Origin of the sequence: Phycicoccus duodecadis (genome assembly GCF_002846495.1) — a bacterium.
GTDB classification, from domain to species: Bacteria; Actinomycetota; Actinomycetes; order Actinomycetales; family Dermatophilaceae; genus Phycicoccus; species Phycicoccus duodecadis.
This window is the reverse complement of record NZ_PJNE01000001.1, coordinates 2,163,310-2,185,906: the sequence shown is the minus strand read 5'-3', so window position 1 is coordinate 2,185,906 and position 22,597 is coordinate 2,163,310. Positions and strand designations below refer to the sequence as shown.

Annotated in this window: 16 protein-coding genes; 11 read left to right on the top strand and 5 right to left on the bottom strand. The window is 74.9% G+C overall.

Features of this window, described 5'->3' with window-relative positions; translation table 11 throughout:
* Positions 1-41: 41 nt before the first annotated feature.
* Positions 42-1,106, bottom strand: coding sequence for a non-hydrolyzing UDP-N-acetylglucosamine 2-epimerase (wecB, locus tag ATL31_RS10235; RefSeq protein ID WP_101395677.1), 1,065 nt, complete (start codon positions 1,104-1,106; stop codon positions 42-44).
* Between the two features lie 129 nt (positions 1,107-1,235).
* On the opposite strand from wecB, the gene ATL31_RS10230 reads away from it, so the two are divergent.
* The 6 genes from ATL31_RS10230 (at position 1,236) to ATL31_RS10205 (ending at position 10,718) form a co-directional block, all read left to right on the top strand.
* Positions 1,236-1,904, top strand: a complete 669-nt coding sequence (locus ATL31_RS10230) for a class I SAM-dependent methyltransferase (RefSeq protein WP_101395676.1) — start codon at positions 1,236-1,238, stop codon at positions 1,902-1,904.
* Positions 1,904-2,635 carry a hypothetical protein gene (locus tag ATL31_RS10225; protein WP_101395675.1) on the top strand — a complete coding sequence of 244 codons (732 nt, stop codon included), beginning with the start codon at positions 1,904-1,906 and terminating at the stop codon, positions 2,633-2,635. The genes ATL31_RS10230 and ATL31_RS10225 overlap by 1 nt, the downstream gene beginning before the upstream one ends.
* Before the next feature lie 87 nt (positions 2,636-2,722).
* Positions 2,723-4,030, top strand: a complete 1,308-nt coding sequence (locus ATL31_RS10220; protein ID WP_101395674.1) for a nucleotide sugar dehydrogenase — start codon at positions 2,723-2,725, stop codon at positions 4,028-4,030.
* Positions 4,027-6,663, top strand: coding sequence for a glycosyltransferase family 4 protein (locus ATL31_RS10215; RefSeq protein ID WP_245862242.1), 2,637 nt, complete (start codon positions 4,027-4,029; stop codon positions 6,661-6,663). Before ATL31_RS10220 ends, ATL31_RS10215 begins: the two co-directional genes overlap by 4 nt.
* Positions 6,664-6,810: 147 nt before the next feature.
* Complete coding sequence (locus tag ATL31_RS10210) at positions 6,811-8,733, top strand: FG-GAP-like repeat-containing protein (RefSeq protein ID WP_143598375.1); 1,923 nt, start codon at positions 6,811-6,813, stop codon at positions 8,731-8,733.
* Positions 8,730-10,718: a SpoIID/LytB domain-containing protein gene (locus tag ATL31_RS10205; RefSeq protein ID WP_101395672.1), complete on the top strand. Its 1,989-nt coding sequence runs from the start codon at positions 8,730-8,732 to the stop codon at positions 10,716-10,718. The genes ATL31_RS10210 and ATL31_RS10205 overlap by 4 nt, the downstream gene beginning before the upstream one ends.
* Positions 10,719-10,787: 69 nt before the next feature.
* Here ATL31_RS10205 and ATL31_RS10200 read toward each other — a convergent pair whose 3' ends face one another.
* Positions 10,788-11,426: a 3-oxoacid CoA-transferase subunit B gene (locus ATL31_RS10200; protein WP_101395671.1), complete on the bottom strand. Its 639-nt coding sequence runs from the start codon at positions 11,424-11,426 to the stop codon at positions 10,788-10,790.
* A 1-nt stretch (position 11,427) separates the two neighbouring features.
* Positions 11,428-12,216 carry a CoA transferase subunit A gene (locus ATL31_RS10195; protein ID WP_101395670.1) on the bottom strand — a complete coding sequence of 263 codons (789 nt, stop codon included), beginning with the start codon at positions 12,214-12,216 and terminating at the stop codon, positions 11,428-11,430.
* Between the two features lie 281 nt (positions 12,217-12,497).
* On the opposite strand from ATL31_RS10195, the gene ATL31_RS10190 reads away from it, so the two are divergent.
* A complete protein-coding gene (locus ATL31_RS10190; protein WP_101395669.1) occupies positions 12,498-14,183 on the top strand; it encodes a peptidoglycan-binding domain-containing protein in 1,686 nt (561 codons plus the stop codon).
* 609 nt (positions 14,184-14,792) lie between these two features.
* Here the strand turns inward: ATL31_RS10190 and ATL31_RS10185 are convergent.
* Positions 14,793-15,518 carry a TIGR03089 family protein gene (locus ATL31_RS10185; protein ID WP_101395668.1) on the bottom strand — a complete coding sequence of 242 codons (726 nt, stop codon included), beginning with the start codon at positions 15,516-15,518 and terminating at the stop codon, positions 14,793-14,795.
* A gap of 45 nt (positions 15,519-15,563) precedes the next feature.
* Here ATL31_RS10185 and ATL31_RS10180 point away from each other — a divergent pair, with 45 nt between their 5' ends.
* The gene (locus tag ATL31_RS10180; RefSeq protein WP_101395667.1) at positions 15,564-17,615 is read left to right on the top strand and encodes a hypothetical protein; all 2,052 of its coding nucleotides are present in this window, start codon (positions 15,564-15,566) and stop codon (positions 17,613-17,615) included.
* 6 nt (positions 17,616-17,621) lie between these two features.
* Here ATL31_RS10180 and ATL31_RS10175 read toward each other — a convergent pair whose 3' ends face one another.
* Entirely contained in the window at positions 17,622-18,419 is a 798-nt protein-coding gene (locus ATL31_RS10175; protein WP_101395666.1) for an inositol monophosphatase family protein, read from the bottom strand.
* A gap of 123 nt (positions 18,420-18,542) precedes the next feature.
* On the opposite strand from ATL31_RS10175, the gene ATL31_RS10170 reads away from it, so the two are divergent.
* The 3 genes from ATL31_RS10170 (at position 18,543) to ATL31_RS10160 (ending at position 22,596) form a co-directional block, all read left to right on the top strand.
* Positions 18,543-19,529: a DNA topoisomerase IB gene (locus tag ATL31_RS10170; protein ID WP_245862241.1), complete on the top strand. Its 987-nt coding sequence runs from the start codon at positions 18,543-18,545 to the stop codon at positions 19,527-19,529.
* A gap of 81 nt (positions 19,530-19,610) precedes the next feature.
* Positions 19,611-20,672 (top strand): glycosyltransferase family 2 protein, encoded by a 1,062-nt coding sequence (locus tag ATL31_RS10165; protein ID WP_245862238.1) that lies wholly within the window; start codon positions 19,611-19,613, stop codon positions 20,670-20,672.
* Positions 20,665-22,596, top strand: coding sequence for a glycosyltransferase family 4 protein (locus tag ATL31_RS10160; RefSeq protein ID WP_211284007.1), 1,932 nt, complete (start codon positions 20,665-20,667; stop codon positions 22,594-22,596). The genes ATL31_RS10165 and ATL31_RS10160 overlap by 8 nt, the downstream gene beginning before the upstream one ends.
* Position 22,597 lies beyond the last annotated feature (1 nt).

Sequence of the window (22,597 nt, the reverse complement as noted above, 5' to 3'; positions counted from 1 at the left end):
GTGCAGTGCGGCCTCTCCCGGCCGGTGGCCACCGGACCGGGTCAGCGGGGCAGGTGCTCCTCGAGGGCGCGCACGGCCGCCTCGGCCGCGTGGCCGTCGCCGTACGGAGCGGCGTCGGGGGGCTCGGGCGCGGGCCGGTCGACCACCGCGGTGAGGGTGGAGAGGTCGGTGACCAGGACGTTCCAGCCGAGGTCGACGGTCTCGGTCCACTCGGTCTCGGTGCGCACCGTCGTGCACGGCGTGCGCAGCAGGAAGGCCTCCTTCTGCAGGCCGCCGGAGTCGGTGACGACCGCGCGGGCCTGGCCGAGGGCGGCCACCATCGCGGGGTACTCGAGCGGCTCGACCGGGTGCACCGACCCCTGGGCCAGGTCGATGCCGTGCTCGGCGGCCTTGGCGACCAGGCGCGGGTGCGCGGTGAGCACGACGGGGTAGGGGAGGGCGGCCAGGCCCTCGACGATGGCCCGCAGCCGCTGCGGGTCGTCGGTGTTGTCGGCCCGGTGGATGGTCGAGAGCACGAACTCGCCGGACGCCAGGCCCGCCGGCGGCGCGGGCTCGTCGGCCAGGACGGTGGCCGCGGTGGCGAGGCAGACGTCGGTCATCACATCCCCGGTGACGACGGTGCGCGCGGCCAGGCCCTCGGCGGCCAGGTGCCCGCGCGCGACCTCGGTGGGGGCCAGGCACAGGTCGGCGGCGTGGTCGGTGAGGACCCGGTTGTGCTCCTCCGGCATCCGCCGGTTGAACGAGCGCAGCCCCGCCTCGAGGTGGGCGAGCGGCAGGTGCAGCTTCACCGCCGAGAGCGCCCCGGCGATGGTGCTGTTGGTGTCGCCGTACACCAGCACCCAGTCGGGGCGGTGCTCGAGCAGGACGGCGTCGAGGGCCGAGAGCATCGCGCCGGTCTGCACCCCGTGCGTGCCGGAGCCGACGCCCAGGTGCACGTCGGGCGCCGGGATGCGCAGGTCGGCGAAGAAGACGTCGGACATCTTGGCGTCGTAGTGCTGCCCGGTGTGCACGATGACGTGCTCGTGGCCCGCCGCGGCCATGGCGTGCGCGATGGGCGCGAGCTTGACGAACTGGGGGCGGGCCCCGACGACGGACAGCACTCTCATGGGGGTTCTTCCGGTGACGGGAACGGCGGACGACTCGGCGCGGTGCCCTTGGGCACGCGGCGGCACTTAGGCTAGCGTGACCGTCTGCCGGGCCCCCATGGCCACGGGTCACGGAGCGGGAGGACAGCGGTGAGCCACACCACGGGTGCCGGCCGGGAGGCGTTCACCGCCACCGAGGCCCGGACGTACTGGGACCGGCGACACGCGGAGAGCGACGACCTGGCCTCGGGCGGCAACATCAGCATGTCCCGCGCCGAGAACGCCATGTTCTACGCCGTCCGCACCGCTCGCCTGCTCGAGGTGCTGGGCACCCAGTCCGACCCCGCGTCGCCCCTCCGGGTGCTCGACGCGGGCTGCGGGCAGGGCCACTTCTCGCGCGCCATCGCCTCGTTCGGGCACCGCGTCGACGGCATTGACACCAGCGAGGTCGCCGTGGCCGGCTGCCGGGCGGCCGCCGGCCCGCTCGAGTCCTACGCCGTCTCGGCCCTGCAGGACTGGTCGCCGAGCCACCTGTACGACGTCGTCGTCAGCATCGACGTGCTCTACCACCTGATGGACGACCGGGAGTGGGAGGCCAGCGTCCGCCACCTCGCCTCCCTCGTGCGCCTGGGCGGCCGGATCGGCCTCGTCGACCACCAGGCCGACGCCGACCGGGCGTGGAGCCACTACCAGAAGACCCGGGCCGCCAGCCGGTACCGGGCCGTGCTCGAGGAGTGTGGGATGACCGTGGAACGGTTCGTGCGCAACGACTTCCGGGATGACCCGGCCGGGATGCACGTCGCGGTGAGGGTCGCCTGATGGCCCTCTCCGACATCGTCGAGGACTACCTCCACGTCGACGGCGCGCCCGACCGCACCGTGTACCGGCTGCCCGACGCCGCGGCCGTGCGCCTCGGGTCGGTCCCGGTCGCCGAGGGTCCGGCCGACGACACCTCGGCCCCGGCGCTGCTCGTCGACGCGTGGTTCGGCGGCTGGGAGGCCGCGCGGGTCGACGCCCTCGCCCAGCGCCTCGGCGAGCACGACGTGTCCCTGGTGCTGCTGCGGACCCCGGCCTCGGAGCTGCCCGTCGGCCCCCTGCTGGCCTCGGTCGCCGCGGCCGGCCTGCGGGTCGTGCGCGCCCAGACGGTCACCGCCGGTGCCGCCCGCGTCGTCGTCGTCCTCACCCGCGACCCGTCCGTGCCGGTGCGCACCCACCTGCTGGGCACCGTGGTGCTCGACACCGACGCCGCCCGCGCGCGGATGACGGCCGAGTGGCTCGTCGAGGGGCTCCAGCTGCGGGCCGGCCTCGTGGCCGCGAGCGCCCGGGCCGAGCAGCTCGCAGCCGACCTGGCCGAGCAGCGCGCCGAGGGCAAGCGGCTCGCCGAACGCGTCCGCACCGCAGAGTCGGCCCTGGCCAAGGCCCGCGCCGAACGGGGCCTGGCCGGCGTGCGGTCCGACGCGACCAAGACCCTCAAGGTCATCCGGCAGGACCCCGCGAACGGGGTCGGTCGGGTCGCTCGCGCGGCTCGCCGGCGGCTGCGCAAGCGGTAGCCGGGGTGCCGGGGGCGAATCGCTCCGGGCCCGCCCAGTCCGTATGATCGACGCGATTCCCTGACGTCTACGAGGACCGGTGCTCCTGTGAAGATCTGCGTTGTCGCGCTCGGCAAGATCGGGCTGCCCCTGGCGGCCCAGTTCGCCCAGAAGGGCCACGAGGTGGTGGGGGTCGACGTCAACCCCGCCACCGTCGAGGCCGTCAACGCCGGCCGCGAGCCGTTCCCGGGCGAGGCGCACCTGCAGGAGTACCTGAGCGAGCTCGTCCCGGCCGGTCGGCTGCGCGCCACCACCGACTACGCCGACGCCGTGCCCGGCGCCGACGCCATCGTGCTGGTCGTGCCCCTGTTCGTCGACGAGGAGGGCACCCCCGACTTCGGCTGGATGGACTCCGCCACCCGCAGCCTGGCGCAGCACCTCACGCCGGGCACCCTGGTGTCGTACGAGACCACGCTGCCGGTCGGCACCACGCGGGGGCGCTGGAAGCCGATGATCGAGGAGATCTCCGGGCTCACCGAGGGGCAGGACTTCCACCTGGTCTTCAGCCCCGAGCGCGTGCTCACCGGCCGGGTCTTCGAGGACCTGCGCAAGTACCCCAAGCTGGTCGGCGGCCTCTCGGCGGCCGGCGCGCAGAAGGCCACCGACTTCTACGAGGCCGTCCTCGACTTCGACGACCGTCCCGACCTGCCGCGGGCCAACGGCGTCTGGGACCTCGGCAGCGCCGAGGCCAGCGAGCTCGCGAAGCTGGCCGAGACCACCTACCGCGACGTCAACATCGGCCTCGCGAACCAGTTCGCCCGCTTCGCCGACGCCCAGGGCATCGACATCCACTCGGTCATCGACGCCAGCAACTCCCAGCCCTTCAGCCACATCCACCGGCCGGGTATCGCGGTCGGCGGCCACTGCATCCCGATCTACCCGCGGCTCTACCTGCACACCGACCCCGACGCCACCGTCGTCAGCGCGGCCCGCGCGGCCAACAAGCAGATGCCCGACTACACCATCGGCCTGCTCGAGGGCGCGCACGGCTCCCTCGACGGCCAGCGGGTGGTCGTGCTCGGGGCCGCCTACCGCGGCGGGGTCAAGGAGACGGCCTTCTCGGGCGTCTTCGACACGGTCACCGCCCTCACCGCCCGGGGCGCGCTCGCCCTGGTGCACGACCCGATGTTCGACGACGCCGAGCTCGAGGCCCTCGGCCTGACGCCGTACCACCTCGGGGAGCCCGCCGACGCCGCCGTGGTCCAGGCCGACCACGCCGAGTACCGCGACCTGCGCCCGAGCGACCTGCCGGGGGTGCGCAGCCTGGTCGACGGGCGCCGCCTCACCTCGGCCTCCGACTGGGAGGGTGTCACCCATCGCACGGTGGGTGTGGCGGCCGGCTCGACCGCGCCGTGAGCCCCACCTCGGTGTCGCCGCTCGGCGCGGGGGCCACGGAGGGTCCCGCGCGCGTCCTGATGATGGTCGGCAACGACATCAGCCACGACACGCGCGTCCTGAAGATGGGGCTCGCCCTCAGCGCCGCCGGTGTCGACGTGACCCTGCTGGGCTACGCCTCGTCGGGCCGCTACACCGAGACCGTGCTCGGCGACATGCGCGTCATCCGCGTGCCCATCGCCTGGCAGCTGCGCGACGCCGAGGCCCGCCGCCGCGCCGCCGTGCGCGCGCGCCACCTCAACCTCGGGATCGACTCCGCCGTGCGGCGCGCCCAGGACCTGCGCTCCACCCTGCGGCACGAGGAGGCCGCGGTCGGCGGCCCCGCCACGAAGCTGCGGGGGCGCGGCGCCCGCGCGGGGCGCGAGGTGACGCGGGTCCGCCAGGGCCTCGACCGCCGGGTCAAGGCCCTCGAGGGGCGCCTGTGGCGCGGCTACGACGGCGCGCTCTCGCGGGTGCCCGCCGGGGCGTCGTGGCGGCGCCTGCTGCCCGAGATCGACGACTACCAGCTGGCCTTCGGGCCCGTCATCGACCGCCTCGAGTGGGACGTGCTGCACGCACACGACATCCACCTCGTCGGGGTGGCCAGCCGGGCCGTGGCCCGGCGCCGGGCCGCCGGCCGCCCGGCCGCGTGGGTGTACGACGCCCACGAGTACGTGGCCGGGCTCTCGCTGTACGGCGGGCGCACCAAGCGCAAGCGGGCCGCCTACCTCGACCTCGAGTCCGAGTACGTGCACGACGCCGACGCCGTCGTCACGGTCACCCCGGCCCTGGCCGAGACCCTGCAGGAGCGCTACGACCTGCCCGAGCTCCCCACGGTCGTCATGAACAGCCCGGTGCTGGGAGCCGGCTCGCGGCCGGTCGAGACCACCATCCGCGAGGCGTGCGGCCTGGCGCCGGACCAGCCGCTGGCGGTCTACAGCGGCGGGGTCACGACGGCCCGGGGCGTCGACACCGCGGTGCGCGCCCTGCCGTTGCTGCCCGACGTGCACCTCGCGGTGGTGTGCGTGCCGCACAAGGAGATCCGCTCGGCCAAGGTGCTCAGCGACCTCGCCGCCGAGCTGGGGGTCTCCGACCGGCTGCACCTGCTCGACCCGGTGCGCCCCGAGGAGGTCTCGGCGTTCGTCGCGACCGCCGACGTGGGGCTGCTGCCGTTCCTGCACTTCGGCAGCCACGAGGTGGCGCTGGCGAACAAGCTGTTCGAGTACCTCTACGCCGGGCTCCCGGTGCTGGCCAGCGACTGCCGGGCCCAGAAGGAGTTCGTCGAGGAGTACCGCGTGGGCGCCGTGCACGTCGCCGGCGACCCCGAGGACCTGGCCCGCGGCGTGCGCGAGGTGCTCGAGCACGGCCCCGCGCTGCGTCGCCGCATCCTCGACGACCCCGAGCTGCTGGTGCCCTTCGCCTGGGACCGGCAGGAGGCGGCGCTGCGCGCCTTCTACGGGCGCGTCCTCGGCCCCGGCCGGGTCCACGAGCCCGAGCACGTGCCCGACCTCGACTCGCTGGTCGAGACGCCCGCCACTCGCGCCGACCGCCCCTCGGTGGTCGGCATCGGCCCGGCCAACATGGCGGGCCAGGCGTGGGCGTGGGCCAAGGGCCTCGAGCGGTCGATGCCGGGGGTGCGCACCGAGGTGGTGGCCACCGACCGGGGCGGCCCCATCACCTTCCCCGCCGACGAGCTCGTGCCGGTGCAGACCTACGCCAAGGACCGCGCCTGGGCCGAGCGGTTCCAGGAGCGGGCCCTCGACACCTGGACGCACGCCCTGCTCGAGGCCGGCCGCCCGCTCTTCGGCCTGCGCAACGGGCGCGACTTCACCGGTGACGCCGACGTCCTGCGGGCGGTCGGCATCTCGGTCGGCCTCATCCTGCACGGCTCCGAGATCCGGGACCCCGCCCAGCACGCCCGGCACACCCCGTGGTCGCCGTTCCGCGACCCCACCGAGGAGCTCACCGCCCGGCTGCAGAAGGTCACGGGCGAGCTCGCTCCGCTCGTGCACGCCTTCGACGGGCCGGTCTTCGTCTCGACCCCCGACCTGCTGCTCGACGTGCCCGAGGCGCACTGGCTGCCGGTGGTCGTCGACGTCGACGCCTGGGCCTCCGACGCCCCGCTGCTCGAGCGCCGGGTGCCGGTGGCGCTGCACGCCCCGAGCCGGGCCGCGCTCAAGGGCAGTGGCCGGGTCGACGCCCTGCTCACGGCCCTGCACGACAAGGGCGTCATCGAGTACCGGCGCATCGAGCACACCCCGCCCTCGGAGATGCCGCGCCTGATCGCCGACGCCGACCTCGTGCTCGACCAGTTCGCGATCGGCACCTACGGGGCCCTGGCCCTCGAGGCGATGTCGGCCGGCCGGCTGGTGCTCAGCAACGTCACCGACCAGGTCCGCGACGCTGCCGGCGGCCCGCCCATCATCGAGGCGACCCCCGACACCCTCGAGGACGTCATCCGGTCGGTGCTCGACGACCGCGACGCCGCCCGTCGCACGGCGGCCGAGGGGACGGCGTTCGCGCGGGCCCACCACGACGGCCGGCGCTCGGCCCGGGTGCTGCACGACGTGCTGGGTGTCCGCGGCGACACGCCGGAGCCTGAGTCCGGTCCCTGACCGATTCCGCCGATCCGGTTGTCGGGCCCCCGACCCTGTGCGATGGTTCTGGGGACTCCTGTGACGGGTGGTGCCGTTGTTGCGGGGGTCCCCCCGCTCGCCCACCCCTGAGGGCCTGCGGGGCCGTGAGTCCCGAGAGGTGTTGTCATGCGTCGGATCCTTGCTGTGCTGGGGGCCTGCGCCCTGTTCGTCGTCACCGGGGTGATGACCACCGGCGTCCAGGCCGGGGCGGCCCCGCACCCGGTGGCACCGAGCGAGCGCCAGGCCCCGCTGCACGCCCCGGCCGCCGGCAGCGCCGAGGCCGCCCTGAGCGCCGGCGAGGCGGGCGTGACCGCTGCCCGCGTCGGCTCCACACCGGGCCGGCTGGAGGTCGTGACGATGTCGGACGAGGTGCGCGCCGGTGACCGGCCCCTCGTCGTCGGGATGACCTGGAGCGGCCCGCAGGACGACCTCGTGGTCGAGTACCGCACTCGCACGAGCACCACCGGCGCCTGGTCGGCGTGGGCGCCCACGACGGAGGACGACGGCCACGGCCCGGACGGGGGGACCGTGGAGTCGACCCACTCCCGGCCCGGCTCCGACCCGGTCGCCGTGGGTTCGGGCACCGGCGTCCAGCTGCGGGCGGTCGGTCCGCGCGACCACCGCGCCACGACGATCGCGATGCCGGTCATCGACCCCGGCCACTCCGCCGCCGACGACACCGTCGGGACGGCCGTCCCGGGGGCCGCCGGGGCGTCGGTGTCGAAGCCGGCCATCTACACCCGCGCCCAGTGGGGCGCCGACGAGAGCATGCGGAACGGGCCCGTGCTGTACGCCGGCGTGCAGGCGGCGATCGTGCACCACACCGTCAACTCCAACACCTACTCCGCCGCCGACGTGCCGGCCCTGATCCGCGGCATCTACGCCTTCCACGTCAACGGTCGCGGCTGGAGCGACATCGGCTACAACTTCCTCATCGACCGCTTCGGGCGGATCTGGGAGGGGCGCTACGGCGGGATGGACCGCGCCGTCGTGGGGGCCCAGGCCAAGGGGGTCAACTCCTGGTCGACCGGCATCGCCACCATCGGCGACTTCACCGACGTCGCCGCGCCCTCGGCGGTGGTCTCGGCCTACTCACGCCTGGTCGCGTGGAAGGCCCAGGTGCACCAGTTCGACCCCGCGAAGCCGGCCAACCTCGCGGGCGCGCTGTACCGCGGCGTCAGTGGGCACCGCGACGTCTTCCAGACCAGCTGCCCCGGCGCCGGGCTCTACCGGTACGTGCCGACGATCGCGGCGGCCGCGTCGCCACCGGTGCGCGGGCTCCCGTCGCTGACCGTCGACCACGACATCGACAACAACGGCGACAACGACGTGCTGGCCACGAACGCCGCCCACGACCTGATGCTGCTGCACACCCAGGACGGGCAGCTGCAGGCGCCGGTGACCCTCTCGAGCGGGCACTGGTCCGGGGTCGACCTGGCCGTCACGCCGGGCGACTGGAACGGCGACCGGGTGGCCGACATCCTGGCGCGGGTCACGGCCACCGGAGCGCTGCGGATGTACCCCGGCAACGGGGTGGGCGGTCTGCAGTCGGGTCGCGACGTCGGCCACGGCTGGCAGGCGATGAGCCGCCTGACGGGGGCCAACGACCTCGACGGTGACGGCCGCTCCGACATGATCGCGGTCGACGGCGCCCAGCAGCTGCGGATCTACCCCGGCAACGGCATCGGCGGCTTCAGCACCAGCCGCGTCATCGGCACCGGGTGGCAGAACATCGTCAAGATCGTCGGGGTGGGCGACTGGAACGGCGACGGCCGGCGCGACGTGCTCGGCATCACCCGCGACGGCACCGCCATCGTCTACCGCTGGAACGGCTCGCGGCTCACCTCGCTCGTGGTCCTCGGCGGCGGCTGGGACAAGTACGTCAGCGTCACCGCCCTGGGTGACGCCACCGGCGACACCCGGGTCGACGTCCTCGGGGTCGAGGCCGACGGCCGCGCCACGGTCGTCTCCGGCACGGCCACGGTGGGCGTGACGGCGGACGTCCCGCAGTCCACCGTGCTGACCGGGATGCAGGTGTACACCGGATGAACGCGCTGCGGTTCGGGGCCACCGGGCTCCGTCGCCGGTCGCGGGCCGGTGCCGTCGTGGGTCTCGTCGTCGGGATGCTGCTGGGCGCGCTCGGCGTCGCGGCACCGGCGCACGCGCAGACCTCGCCGGTCTTCACCCTGGCCGGGCGCGGCTGGGGCCACGGCATCGGGATGTCGCAGTGGGGCGCGTACGGGGCGGCCACCCAGGGCCTGACCTGGCGCGAGATCGTGGCGTTCTACTACCCGGGCACGACCCAGCAGGACGGGTACGCGGGCCGGACCATCCGCGTCCAGCTCTCGGCCCTGCGCGGCGCGCCCCTGACGGTGCTGCCGGCGGCCGGGCTGCTCGTCGCCGCGGGGACGTGCACCCAGACCCTGCCCGTCAGTGCCGACACCACGCAGTGGCGGGTGGCGCGCGGGGCGAGCGGGTGGACCCTCGAGCGTCGCTCGACCGCGGCCGGTGGCTGGGTCGAGGAGAGCTCGTCCTGCCCGCTGGCGAGCGCGCCGGACGTCATGTTCCGCACCACCAGCTGGGCGTCGACCTCGACGGTGACGGTCGTGCTGCCGAGCGGCTCGACGCGCGACTACCGCGGCTGGGTGAGCGCGGTCCCGAACGGCGCGTCGTCGCTCGACACCGTGAACACCCTGAACCTCGAGCAGTACCTCTACTCGGTGGTGCCCAGCGAGATGCCGCCCAGCTGGCACGCGCAGGGCCTCGCGGCCCAGGCCGTGGCCGCCCGCACCTACGCTGCGGCCCGGCTCGGCGCCTCCGGCGCCTGGGACATCTGCGACACCACCGCGTGCCAGGTCTACTCGGGGCGCCCGACCGAGTACACCGCGTCGACGGCCGCCGTCGACGCCACCTCCGGGGTCGTGCTCACCTACGGCGGGTCGGTCGTCACGGCCATGTTCAGCGCCTACAACGGGGGCCAGACCGCCGCCGCCAACGCGCCGTACCTGGTGAGCCAGAAGGACCCCTACGAGGCGGGCTTCAGCACCCCGAACGCGACCTGGCGGGTCCGGATCGCTGCGGCCTCGATCGAGCGTGCGTGGCCGGCGATCGGCACCTTCCGCGAGATCGTCGTCCGGCGCGACGGCCACGGGCGCTGGGGCGGCCGAGCCGTCTCGGTCGACCTGGTGGGCACCGGGGGCACGGTCACGGTCACCGGCAGCCGGTTCCAGTCGCAGTTCGGCCTGAAGTCGACCTACTACGCCCCCGAGGCCGACTCGGTGGGGGCCGACCTCGCCGCCAACGCCTTCAGCGACGTCGTGGGGCGCGACGGCAGCAGCCGCCTCCTCCTCTACCCGGGGAACGGGCGGGGCGGCTGGCTGAAGCCGCGCGTCCTGGCCGCCGCCGCCACCGGCATCCGGCAGGTGCTCTCGCCCGGTGACCTCGACGGCGACGGGCTCGACGACGTGCTGGTCGTGACGACCGCCGGGTATCTCGAGCTGCGACCCGTGCAGCCCGACGGCACCCTCGGCCCGGCTCGACGGGTCGGGAGCGGGTGGCGCGGGTACAGCGAGATCGTCGGGCCCGGTGACCTGACCGGCGACGGCTTCCCCGACCTGGTGGCTCGCGACAGTGCGGGCGTCCTCTGGATCTACCGCGGCGACGGCAGCGGCAGCTGGCTCGGGCGGACCTCGCTGGGCTCCGGCTGGGGGAGCCTGCGCGAGCTCACCCCCGTGGGCGACTTCGACGGCGACGGGGGCTCGGACATCCTGGCCCGCGACCGGACCGGGGCGCTGCGGCTGTACTCGTTCTCACCGACCGGCGTGCGCACGGGGATGCGGGTCGTGGGCAGCGGGTGGAGCACCTACAGCCAGCTCACCGGGCCGGGCGACTTCGACGGCGACGGTCATCCCGACCTGCTCGCCCGTGACTCCGCGGGCCGCCTGTGGCTCTACCGCAGCAGCGGCACCGGCACCTGGCTCGGGCGGGTCCAGGTCGGCAGCGGCTGGGGCTCGTTCCTCGACATCGACAGCTGAGCGGGTGCGCCGCGGTGGGTGGGACCGCCGCGGCGCACCGCCGCCGCGGCGCACCGCCGCCGTGGGGCGTCAGGCGAGGTCGACGGTCAGGGGGGCGCCGGTGGCCTCGCGGACCTGCTCCTCGGTGACGTCGGGCGCCAGCTCGCGCAGGACCAGCCCGGCATCGGTCACGTCGATGACCGCGAGGTCGGTGATGATGCGCTGCACCACCGCCTTGCCCGTCAGCGGCAGCGAGCACTCCTGGACGATCTTGTGCGAGCCGTCCTTGGCCACGTGCTCCATCAGCACGATGACGTGCTGGGCGCCGTGCACCAGGTCCATGGCGCCGCCCATCCCCTTGACCATCTTGCCGGGGATCATCCAGTTGGCGATGTCGCCGGCGGCCGAGACCTGCATGGCGCCCAGGATGGCGGCGTCGACCTTGCCGCCGCGGATCATCCCGAAGGAGAGCGCCGAGTCGAAGTACGAGGCGCCGCGGCGGACCGTGACGGTCTCCTTGCCGGCGTTGACCAGGTCGGGGTCGACGGCGTCGTCGGTGGGGTAGGCGCCGACGCCGAGGATGCCGTTCTCGGACTGCAGGACGATCTCGACGTCGTCGGGCACGTGGTTGGGCACGAGGGTGGGCAGGCCGATGCCGAGGTTGACGTAGGAGCCGTCGTGCAGCTCGGCGGCGGCGCGGGCGGCCATCTGCTGGCGGGTCAGGGGCATGTCAGGCCTCCGGGGTGTCGGTCGCGGCGGTGACGGTGCGCTTCTCGATGCGCTTGTCGGCGGCCTGCTCGGGGGTGAGGGGGAGCACGCGGTGTACGTAGATGCCGGGGAGGTGGACCTCCTGCGGGTCGATCTCGCCGGGCTCGACGAGCTCCTCGACCTCGGCGATGGTGACCTTCCCCGCCATCGCGGCCAGGGGGTTGAAGTTCCGGGCCGACTTGTTGAACACGAGGTTGCCGTGCCGGTCGCCCTTCCAGGCGCGCACCAGGCCGAAGTCGGCGACGATCGCGTGCTCGAGCACGTACTCGCGCTCGCGGCCGTCGACGGTGAAGACGCGCACCTCCTTGGCGGGGGAGGAGACGGCGACGCCGCCCTTCCCGTCGTAGCGCCAGGGCAGGCCACCGTCGGCGACCTGGCTGCCGACGCCCGTGGGGGTGTAGAAGGCGGGGATGCCGGAGCCGCCGGCACGCAGCCGCTCGGCCAGCGTGCCCTGGGGTGTCAGCTCGACCTCGAGCTCGCCCTCGAGGAACTGGCGGGCGAACTCCTTGTTCTCGCCGACGTAGCTGGCGACCATCCGGCGGAGCTGCTTGCTCTGCAGCAGGATGCCGAGGCCCCAGTCGTCGACCCCGCAGTTGTTCGAGAACGCCTCGAGGTCACGGACGCCGGCGCGGTGCAGCTCGGCGATGAGGACGGAGGGCACACCGACGAGCCCGAAACCCCCGACGGCCAGGCTGGCCCCGTCGGTGATCCCGGCCACGGCCTCGGCGGGGGTGGAGACGACTTTGTCCATACATGACACCTTAGCGCCCGGTGCTCCCGCGGAGGCGAGGCCCTCCGCGGGGGAGGATCGGTGCGTTGCGCGGCGGCGCGGCCGGAGGATCCTCGGTCCGGAGACGTCGAGCGCGAAGTACATCCCTGTAATTCGTCGGAACGTGTTGCGACCGTGCGTGGCAGGTGAGACAACTGTGGTGCTCGTAGGTCTGGCGTGACGGATGTGACGTCCGGGACGTGGACCGACGAGCGCGCCCGGTCCCCTGCCCCGGGCGCCATTTTTCGTCGATGGAGTAACCCGTGGCCCTGCCCAAGCACGCCTCGCCGTCCCCCTGGCGCGGCCCCGCCCGCGCCCTCGGGGCGCTGTCGGCGTCCGTCATCGCGCTGCCGCTGGCCGGGGGCGCCGCCCACGCGGCGACCATCCCCTTCCCGAAGCCGAGCCGGAGCCTGCCGAGCGGGCTGGACGTCGCCCCGCCCTACCAGAAGGGCGTGCTCTGCCTCACCGAGAGCCAGCCGGGCCCCATCGCCTTCGCGAAGCTGCTCAACGCCACCTACGGGTCGCACGTCTACGGCGTGCTGCGCAAGTGCGACCAGGAGCACGGCGAGGGCCGCGCGCTCGACTGGATGCTCGACGCCAGCAAGCCGGCCGACCTGGCCCTGGGCAACGCGCTGACCCGTTGGCTGGCGGCGCCCGACGCACAGGGCCGGCCAGCCGCGATGGCGCGCCGCTTCGGCATCAACTACATGATCTGGAACCGGCAGATCTGGAAGGCGTGGGCGCCCGAGCGTGGCTGGACGGCGTACACCGGCTCCTCGCCGCACCGCGACCACATCCACCTGTCCTTCACCTGGGACGGCGCGTACGCCCGCACCTCGTGGTGGACCGGCGTTCCGGTGACGAGCTACCTGACCGGGCCCAGGGCCGGCAGCACGCCGGTGCCGACGACCCCGCCGTCGACGAACCTCAAGGACTACGTCAACGTCACGCTGCGGCGTGGCTCGAGCGGCAGCGCGGTCTCGGTGCTCCAGAAGGCCATGGGCGGCCTGGTGGTCGACAGCTCGTTCGGGCCCGCGACCGAGACCCGGGTCAGGGCCTACCAGCAGTCGAAGGGCCTGACCGTCACCGGTGTCGTCGACAGCCGGGTCTGGAACGCCCTCATCGCCGACACCGGCTCGAGCACACCCGTCCCGGCCACCCCCACCCCGCCCGCCCCGGCCACGCCCACCCCGACGCCGGCGACGCCCCCGGCGGGCTCGGTCTCGACCCCGGCCACCTCGCCCCTCGCGCGGTACGCCGGCGTGACCCTGCGGCTCTGGAGCCGCGGCGCGGCCGTCACGGCGATGCAGCGGGCCGTGGGTGGCCTCGCCACCGACGGCTCCTTCGGCCCGGCCACCCTGGCGCGGGTCAAGGTCTGGCAGAAGAGCAAGGGCCTCGCGGTCGACGGCGTCATCGACGCCAAGGACTGGAAGGTCCTGGTCGCCGCCACCACTCCGGCCGCCGCCACGCCGAGACCCACCGGCTCGACCGGCACCGCCGTCGCCACCCCGAGCCTGAGCACCGAGTTCACCGCCTACAAGGCGAGCCTCCTCAAGCGCGGTGCCAGCGGGACGGCCGTCAAGGTCCTCCAGCGCGGCATCGGCGGTCTCGCCGTCGACGGCGGGTTCGGCCCCGCCACCGAGAGCCGGGTCAAGGTTTTCCAGAAGGCGGCCAAGCTGCCCGTCACCGGCGCGGTCGACCGCCGCACCTGGGACGCCATCGAGCGGACCGTGCACCCGCTGCTGCCCTACTGGGGCGTCGTGCTCAAGCGGGGGGCCCACGGGTCGTCGGTCTCCGCGCTGCAGCGTGCGCTGCGGATCACGGCCGACGGTTCCTACGGCCCCGCCACCGAGGCGGCCGTCAAGGCCGCGCAGAAGGCCGCGCACCTGGCCCAGACCGGCGTCGTCGCCACGCTCACCTGGAAGGCCGTCGAGGCGCGGATGCGCTGAGCCGGCCGCCGGCGCTCCGGTCGCGGTCGCGCCTCGTACCCGGCCGCGGGTGGGGTGCGTCGTCGCCCCCTCTTGGATGCTCCCGCTGAGGGAGCGGGCCGCTGGGGTGGGGTATGCGGCCGTCTCCTCTCGGATGCTCCCGGTGGGGGAGCGGGCCGTTGGGGCGGGGGTGTGTCGTGCTGCCCTCTCGGTTGCTCCCGGTGGGGGAGCGGGCCGCGGGGTGGGGGTGTGTCGTGCTGCCCTCTCGGTTGCTCCCGGTGGGGGAGCGGGCCGCGGGGTGAGGGGTGTGTCTCCGCGCTCTCGGTTGCTCCCGTTGGAGGAGCACGTAGGTGCTCCCTGGTCGGGTGCATCCGAGAGGGATGCGGTGTGGCGTGTTCGCGGTGGGCTGCTCCCTGGTCGGGTGCATCCGAGAGGGGTGCGGTGTGGCGTGTTCGCGGTGGGCTGCTCCCTGGCCGGGAGCATCCGAGAGGGATGCGGTGTGGCGTGTTCGCGGTGGGCTGCTCCCTGGTCGGGTGCATCCGAGAGGGGTGCGGTGTGGCGTGTTCGCGGTGGGCTGCGCCCTGGCCGGGAGCATCCGAGAGGCGCCGCGGATGTCCCTACCCTCGGTGCTCAGGCCTCGCGGGTGACGCCCTCGCTGGTGAGCCGCGCGGCCAGCACGTCGTCGTCGGGCGCGCCGCGGGTGAGTACCAGCGACCCGTCGCCGGCCCACACCCCCAGGGTCACCCGCAGGAGGTCGCCCACGTCGCTCGTCGCCACGTGCACCCGGCCGCCGGCGGCCGCCGTGGGAACCAGGCCCTCGAAGGTCGTCGACCCGCCGGAGGACCGCAGCGCCTCGGCGTCGTCATCCGGCAGGTCGTAGGGCTCGAAGACGTCACCGTGGGTGGACAGGTCGCGTGCCTCGTCGACGGCGCCGCCCGGCACCGGCGCGCCGGCCGACCGGGCCAGGGCGGCCAGCGTCACGACGACCACGCGGTCGGCGTCGGACGTCGCCGCCACCTCGGGGTCGTCGGTGACCAGCACGTCCGGCGCGCCGCCGGCCTCAGCCCCCGGCAGCTCGACGCACGCGCCCACCGACCACGAGGCGAAGGCCCAGTACAGGGTGCGCCAGTGCGGCGGCAGGTCGAGGCGGACGGTGCTGCCCGGGCCAGCGTCGAGCTCGTCCTGGAGGAGGTTGGCGGCCTTGGCGACCCAGTTGGCGAGCACCCGGGCCGAGAGCTCGATGCGCTCGCCGCGGGTCGGCCCGCCGGTGTCGTCGTAGACAGTGATGCGGGGGCGCCCGGGGTCGGCCGCGACGAGGCGGGCGAGCAGGGCGGCGGGCGGGGTCGTGGTGGCCATCGCCTCGCACGGTAGCAACGGAGCCCGCGGCTAGGCTCGGGTGCCATGAGCCGACGCCCCGCGAGCCTCGACGCACCGGGCGCGGTCCTCACCGCCGTGGGACTCGGCGCCGGCCTCTGGGTCGTCCTGGTGTCGGCCGTCGGCGGGGTCGCGGCCGCGCTGGGCTGGTGGACCCCCTGGGTCGGCTGGCCGGTGGCCGTGCTGGCGGCGGCAGCCTCGTCCTGGGCCGTGCGCGGCCTGCCGGGGGTGCGCGCAACGCGCGGGGCCGCGGCGGCCATGGTCGCCCTCTGCCTCGGCTTCGCCGTGTACGCGGGGGCCACCCACTCCGAGCACGTCCTGCCCCGCCGCGACGCCGCGAGCAACCTCCAGGCGGCCGTGAGCCTGACCGCCACCCACGAGCGCGTCGTGCCCTTCGACGTGTCCGTCATCGGCGGCCCCGGCCCGCTCGAGCGCGGCGACGTGACGCTCGCCAGCGCGGCGTTCTACCAGGTGGGCTCGCCCCAGGACCCCGCCGTGCAGCCGCAGTTCGTGATGGCGCCCGCGGTGGTCTACGGGTACGGCGTCTGGGCCGGTGGAGCGGGCCTCGCCATGTTCCTGCCGGCGGTGGTCATGGCGCTCGCGCTCCTGCTGGTGGGGCTCCTCGCGGCGGCGGCCGTCGGCCCGTGGTGGGGCGTGGCGGCCGCCGGGCTCACGGGGGTGCTGTTCCCCGTGCTCAACGTGGCGCGCGGCACCTACTCCGAGCCGCTCGCGCTCGTCACGCTGGCCGGGGGGCTGCTGGCGCTCACCCTCCTGGTCGCGGGCGAGGACGACGCGCGCACCCGCCGGCTCGCGCTGCTGGCCGGGGTGCTGGTCGGCGGCACCGGGCTGGCGCGGGTCGACTCCCTGCGCGAGTCGATGCTGCTGCTCCCGGCCCTGGCCGTGGCCGCCGGCCTCGGGCGGCGCTGGGTGCGCCCCCTGCTCGCCGGCCTCGGGGGGTCGACGCTGGTCGCCGGGGCGCTCGCGGTGGGGCTGTCGTACCGGTACCTCGGCGACATCCACGCCAGCCTGGTGCCGCTGCTGGCGCTCATCGTGGTCGTCGGGGCGGCATCGTGGGGGCTGCTGCGGCTGTGGCGCTCGGGGCGGCGCCTCCCGCCCGCCCTGGCGGCGCGGGCCCCCTCGGTGCTGGCCGGGCTGGTCGTGCTGGCCGGCCTCGCGCTGTGGAGCCGGCCCTGGTGGATGACGGTGCGCCAGGACCCGAACGACCCCGGCGCCCGCTACGTGGCGGGGATGCAGCGGCGCCAGGGGCTGCCCGTCGACGGGGGCCGGACGTACGCCGAGCACACCGTCGACTGGCTGTCCTGGTACATCGGCTGGGTCGGGCTGGTGGTGGCCCTGGTGGTGCTGGCGTTCGCCGTGCGGCACGTGCTGCGGCGGTTGGCCGTGGGCGAGCTGGTCGCGTGGGCCCCCGTGCTCGTCGTCGCGGCCGGCTCGACGCTGCTGACGCTGGTGCGCCCCGGCATCACGCCCGACCACCCGTGGGCCGACCGGAGGCTGCTCATCGCGCTGCCGTTCGTGGTGGTGCTGGTCTGTGCCGGCGGGGCGTGGGCGGCGCGATGGCTGGGCGGGCGGTCCTGGGCGCAGCCACTGGTGGCGGCCCTGACGGTGCTGGCCGTGGGGGTGCCGGCGGTGCTGGCCACCTGGCCGTTCCGGGGCGTCGGGGTCGAGCGCGGGTCGCTGGCCGCGGTCGACGCGGTGTGCGCGGCCCTGCGCCCGGGCGACGTGGTGGTGGGCATCGACGGGCGGGCGTCGTCGGAGTGGCCCCAGACGGTGCGGGGGATGTGCGGGGTGCCCTACGTGGTCGCGACCACCCCGGTGCGCCAGGACCCGGCCCGGCTCGAGGCCGTGGTGGCCGATCTGGCGCGCGGAGCAGCGGCGTCCGGGCACCGGCTGGTGGTGCTCTCGGCCGACGGGCCGGACGCGGTCGAGTCGCTGGGGCTCACGCCGCGCGAGCTCGTCGACATCCGCTTCCCCGAGGAGGAGCACGCCCTCGACCGTCCGCCGCGGCGCTTCGACCTGGGGCGGATCCAGGTGTACGTCGCGCCGGTGCCGGCGCCCTGACCGCGGTCAGGCCCGGCGGAAGGCCTCCTGGGCCCGGCGCTGCACGGCGCCGCGGGTGTGCGCGTCGACCGCCACGATGAGGCCCGGGCGGGTCGACTGGGGGCCGTAGGGCGAGCCGTCGGGGTGCACGACCGCGCCGCCGGCCTCGGTGACGAGGAGCGTGCCGGGCGCGTGGTCCCAGGGGTTCGAGCGCGAGTACACGATGTAGTCGGTGGCGCCCTCGATGAGTTTGGGGTAGTCGACGCCGCAGCAGACCCACGACAGGCGCATCGGGGGCAGGCCCTCGAGGGCGTGCCCGCGCAGCGGCCACATCGAGGTGACGCCCTGCGGCGCACGGCTTTCGGGGACGGGCGTGCAGGTCATCCGCTCGCCGTCGCGGTAGGTGCCCGCGCCCTGTTCGGCGCTCCACGTGACGCCGTGCTCGGGCTGGTGGATCCAGGCGCGCACGGTCCGCCCGCCGACGACCTCGGCCACCATCACGGCGTGGTCGGGGGAGCCGTTGACGAAGTTCTTGGTGCCGTCGACGGGGTCGACGGTGAAGGCGTGCCCGGCCGTGAGGTAACGGTCCATGAGGCCGTGGTCGGCGGCGTACGCCTCCTCGCCGAGGATCGCGGCGTCGGGGTACGCGGCGCGCAGGGCGGCCGAGATGAGCACCTCGGCCTCGCGGTCGGCCACGGTGACGAGGTCGCCGGGGTTCTTCTCCATGACCTCGCCCTCGCCGAGGGAGCGGAAGCGGGGCGTGATGACCTCGGCGGCGACCTCGCGCAGGAGGTCGGAGACGGCGTCGGTCGAGAGGCCTGACATGGTGCCACCGTCGCACACGGGGCGGACACCGGCCAAAACGCCCGCCGCCGTCGAACCACAGCGGAGGCACGGTTGTGGGGGACGCGGCGTGGGTAGGGTCCGGCCATGGCGAGGTTGCGGCGGGTGTCCCCGCGGTCGGCGGGCTGGACCCGCAAGCGGGCGGGCAAGGGCTTCTCGTACCGCGACGCCGGGGGTGAGGCGCTCCCCAAGGCCGAGGTCGAGCGCATCCGGAGCCTCGCCATCCCGCCGGCGTGGGAGGACGTCTGGATCTGCCCCTACGCGAACGGCCACATCCAGGCCATCGGCACCGATGCCGCGGGCCGGCGCCAGTACCTCTACCACCCGGTGTGGCGGGCCAAGCGCGACGAGCTGAAGTTCGACCGGGTCAAGGGGGCCGGCGTGCGGCTGGCCAAGGCGCGCGAGCTGATCATCCAGGACCTCCAGGCCGAGGGGATGCCGCTGGCCCGGGCCGCGGCCACGGCCACCCGGCTGCTCGACCTCGGGTACTTCCGGATCGGCTCGGACGCCTACACCGACGCCAACGGCTCGTTCGGCCTGACGACCCTCGAGCGCCGGCACGTGCGCCGGGTGGGGTCCGACCTGGTGTTCAGCTTCGTCGGCAAGTCCGGCATCGAGCACTCGATCACGATCAGCGACCCGCAGGTCATCGAGTCGCTCAACTACATGCGCCGCCGCCGCGGCGGCTCGACCCGGCTGCTGGCCTACAAGGGCGAGGCCGCGTGGGCCGACCTCGCGGCCTCGGCCGTCAACGAGTACATCTCCGCGATGGTGGCCGAGGACCTCACGGCCAAGGACTTCCGCACCTGGCACGCCACGGTGCTGGCGGCCGTGTCGCTCGCCGAGTCCCCCGAGAAGGGCGACACCCAGGCCTCGCGGAAGCGGGCCGTGAAGGCCGCGGTCGAGGAGGTCTCGGCCTACCTCGGCAACACGCCCACCATCGCCCGGAAGTCCTACATCGACCCGCGCGTGATCGAGCAGTACGAGGACGGCGAGACGATCGCGGCCACCCTGCGCCGGTCGTACCCCGACGACTCCAAGCGGCAGGCGGCCATCGAGAAGGCCGTGGCCCGCCTCATCGACCGCGCCTGACGCCACCGGTCGACCGCCCGCGCCTGGTCCGGGGTCGTCGAGGACGGGGGACGGGCGCGGGCGCCGGTAGGCTCGCGAGCGATGAACGAGCACCCTGACCCGATGGCGTCCCCAGCCCCCGTGACCGAGCTGATCGACCCGCGCACCGGCGAGATGGCCGGCCGCGGCAACGACCCCGCGGCCCACCCCAGCAGCGCACCGGCCCGCACCAGCACCGGGTACGTCATCGAGGACGGCCCCGGGGGCGCCGGCCCCGCCCCCTACGTCACGGTGGTCCTGCCCTGCTACAACGAGGGCGCGCACGTGCTGAAGGAGATCGACCGCATCAGCGCGGTGCTCGAGGAGTCCGAGCTCACCTACGAGATCCTCTGCATCGACGACGCCAGCACCGACGACACCCTCCAGGTGCTGCGCGACGCCCAGGCGCACTACCCCGCCATCCGCGTCCTGCCGTTCCGCCGCAACGGCGGCTCCGGCACGGCCCGGCGCATCGGCACCCAGCAGGCCCGCGGCGAGATCGTGGTCTGGACCGACGCCGACATGACCTACGAGAACGAGCGCATCCCCGAGCTGGTGCGCATCCTGCGCGACGACCCCACCTACGACCAGGTCGTCGGCGCCCGGACCACCGAGGAGGGCACCCACAAGTGGGCGCGCGTCCCGGCGAAGTGGCTGATCCGCAAGATCGCCGAGTGGCTCACCAAGACCCGCATCCCCGACCTGAACTCGGGCCTGCGCGCGTTCCGGCGCGACGTGTCGCTGCCCTACCTGCGCCTGCTCCCCGCGGGCTTCTCGTGCGTCACGACCATCACCATCGCGTTCCTGAGCAACCAGCACGACATCAAGTACGTCGAGACCTCGTACGCCAAGCGCGCCGGCGTCAGCAAGTTCCACTTCGTCGGCGACGCCTACCGCTACATCCTCCAGGTCCTGCGCATGGTCATGTACTTCGACCCGCTCAAGGTCCTGATGCCGCCGGCCCTCTGGATGATCGCGCTCGGCGTCGTCAAGGCCGTCGTCGACATGGTGCGCCACCCGTTCTACTTCCCGGCCAGCACGGTGCTGCTCGTCGTCGCGGGGATGATGATCGCCTCGCTGGCGCTGCTCTCCGACCTCGTCGTCCGGTCCCGCGACGGTGTCTGAGCCGGGGGAGGGTGGCGCCGCGACGCCGCCCACCGGCTCCGACGCGTCCCTGCGGGTGGCCATCGTCGGGCCCACCCACCCCTTCAAGGGCGGGGTCGCCTCGCACACCACCACGCTGGCGCACGAGCTGGCCGACGCCGGCCACGACGTCACCCTGGTCTCCTGGAGCCACCTCTACCCGGCGCTGCTCTACCCCGGCGAGCAGGCCGTCCCCGGGGGCGCACCCGACGTGCCGCCGTTCCCGCGCACGCTGCGGGTGCTGTCGTGGGCGCGCCCCGACACCTGGGTCCGGGCCGGCCGGCGGCTGCGCGACGTCGACGTCATCGTCGTCGTGCACGTCGTCCCCGTCGTCGTCCCGGCCCACCTGGCCCTGCTGCGGGCGGCGGGAGTGGGCGGGAGCGGGAACGGCTCGCGCGGTCCCGGGGGCCCCGGGCCGCGGGTCGTCGTCGTCGCCCACAACGTCCTGCCGCACGAGCCCGGCCCCGGCGACCGCCCGCTGGTCTCATCGCTCCTGCGCCGGGCCGACGCCGTCGTCGTGCACTCCGACGAGCAGGCCCGCCTGGCCGCCGAGCTCGGCGCCCGCCGGGTCCGCGAGGTCGACCTGCCGCCGCACCTGCCGGGTGGGGAGCGCGAGCCGCGCCCGCCCCATGACGGCCCCGTGCGCCTGCTCTCGCTCGGCATCGTGCGCGAGTACAAGGGCCTCGACCTGCTCGTCGACGCCCTGCGCGACGTCCCCGACGCCACCCTCACCGTGGCCGGCGAGCTCTGGGGGGATGCCGGGCGCCGGGTGCGCGAGCTGGCCGCCGACCCCCGCCTGGCGGGGCGCGTCGAGGTGCACGGCGGCTACGTGCCGTCCGAACGCATCGCCGGGCTGATGGCGCGCCACGACGCCGTGGTGCTGCCCTACCGCTCGGCCACCGCCTCGCAGAACGTCCTGCTGGCGCGCGCCCACGGGCTGCCGGTGCTCGCCAGCGCCGTCGGCACCTTCCCGCGCCAGGTCCGTGACGGGGTCGACGGCCTGCTCGTGCCCCCCGCCGACCGCCCGGCGCTGGTCGAGGCCCTCCGCCGGCTCGCCGCGCCTGGAGCCGCCGCCGCGCTCGCCGCCGCGGTCCGCCCGCCCGACCTCAGCGGCCCGTGGGCCCACTACGTCGGCGCCATCGAGGCCCTGGCCGCCCCGCCGGCGTTCGACGACGACGCCCCGGTGCACCCGCCGATGGGCCGCGTGGCCCGCCTGCGCAGCACCGTCGCCGGCCTGCGGGCCCGCCGCGGCCCGGTCCTCGAGCTCACCCCGAGGGACCTGCCCGACCAGCTGCGCGCCACCGACCTGCTGACCGTCGACACCGAGGCCGTCGAGGCGGTCGAGACCGCCCGCCTGCTCGGGCTGCCCCGCGCCAAGGACCCCGTCGCGGCCTGGGCCGCCCTCGGCGCCGTCGCCGCCCTGGTGCGGGTGCTCGACGACCGCGGCCGCACCGGCGTGGTCGTCGACGAGTCCGGCGGCGGCAGCCCGTTCTCGCGCTGGGCGCGCGCCCTCGGGTTCGCCCCGGTCGAGCTCGAGCTCACCGGCCGGCGCGCCGCCATCGAGGTCCTCGACGTCGACACCGCCAGCCTCGACGTCGTCGCGCGCCTGCATCCCGGCGGCTGCACCGCCTCCGACGTCGCCCACGTCGTGGGGCAGGCCTCGTGGGCCCTGCGCTCCGGCGGCCTGCTGCTGCTCACCGTCCCCATCGGCGACGACGACCCCGACTTCGCGGTGCGCCCGGCCGACGTGCGCGGCGTGCTGGCGCGCGCCGACGACCTGGGCCTGACCCTGGTCGGCGACGTCGACGGCGACGTCCTCGGCCGGATGCGCGAGGCCCGGGCCTCGTTCGGCGGCTCCGACAGCCCGGCCTACGCGGTGCTCCGCCTGACCTTCCGGCGGCGCTGAC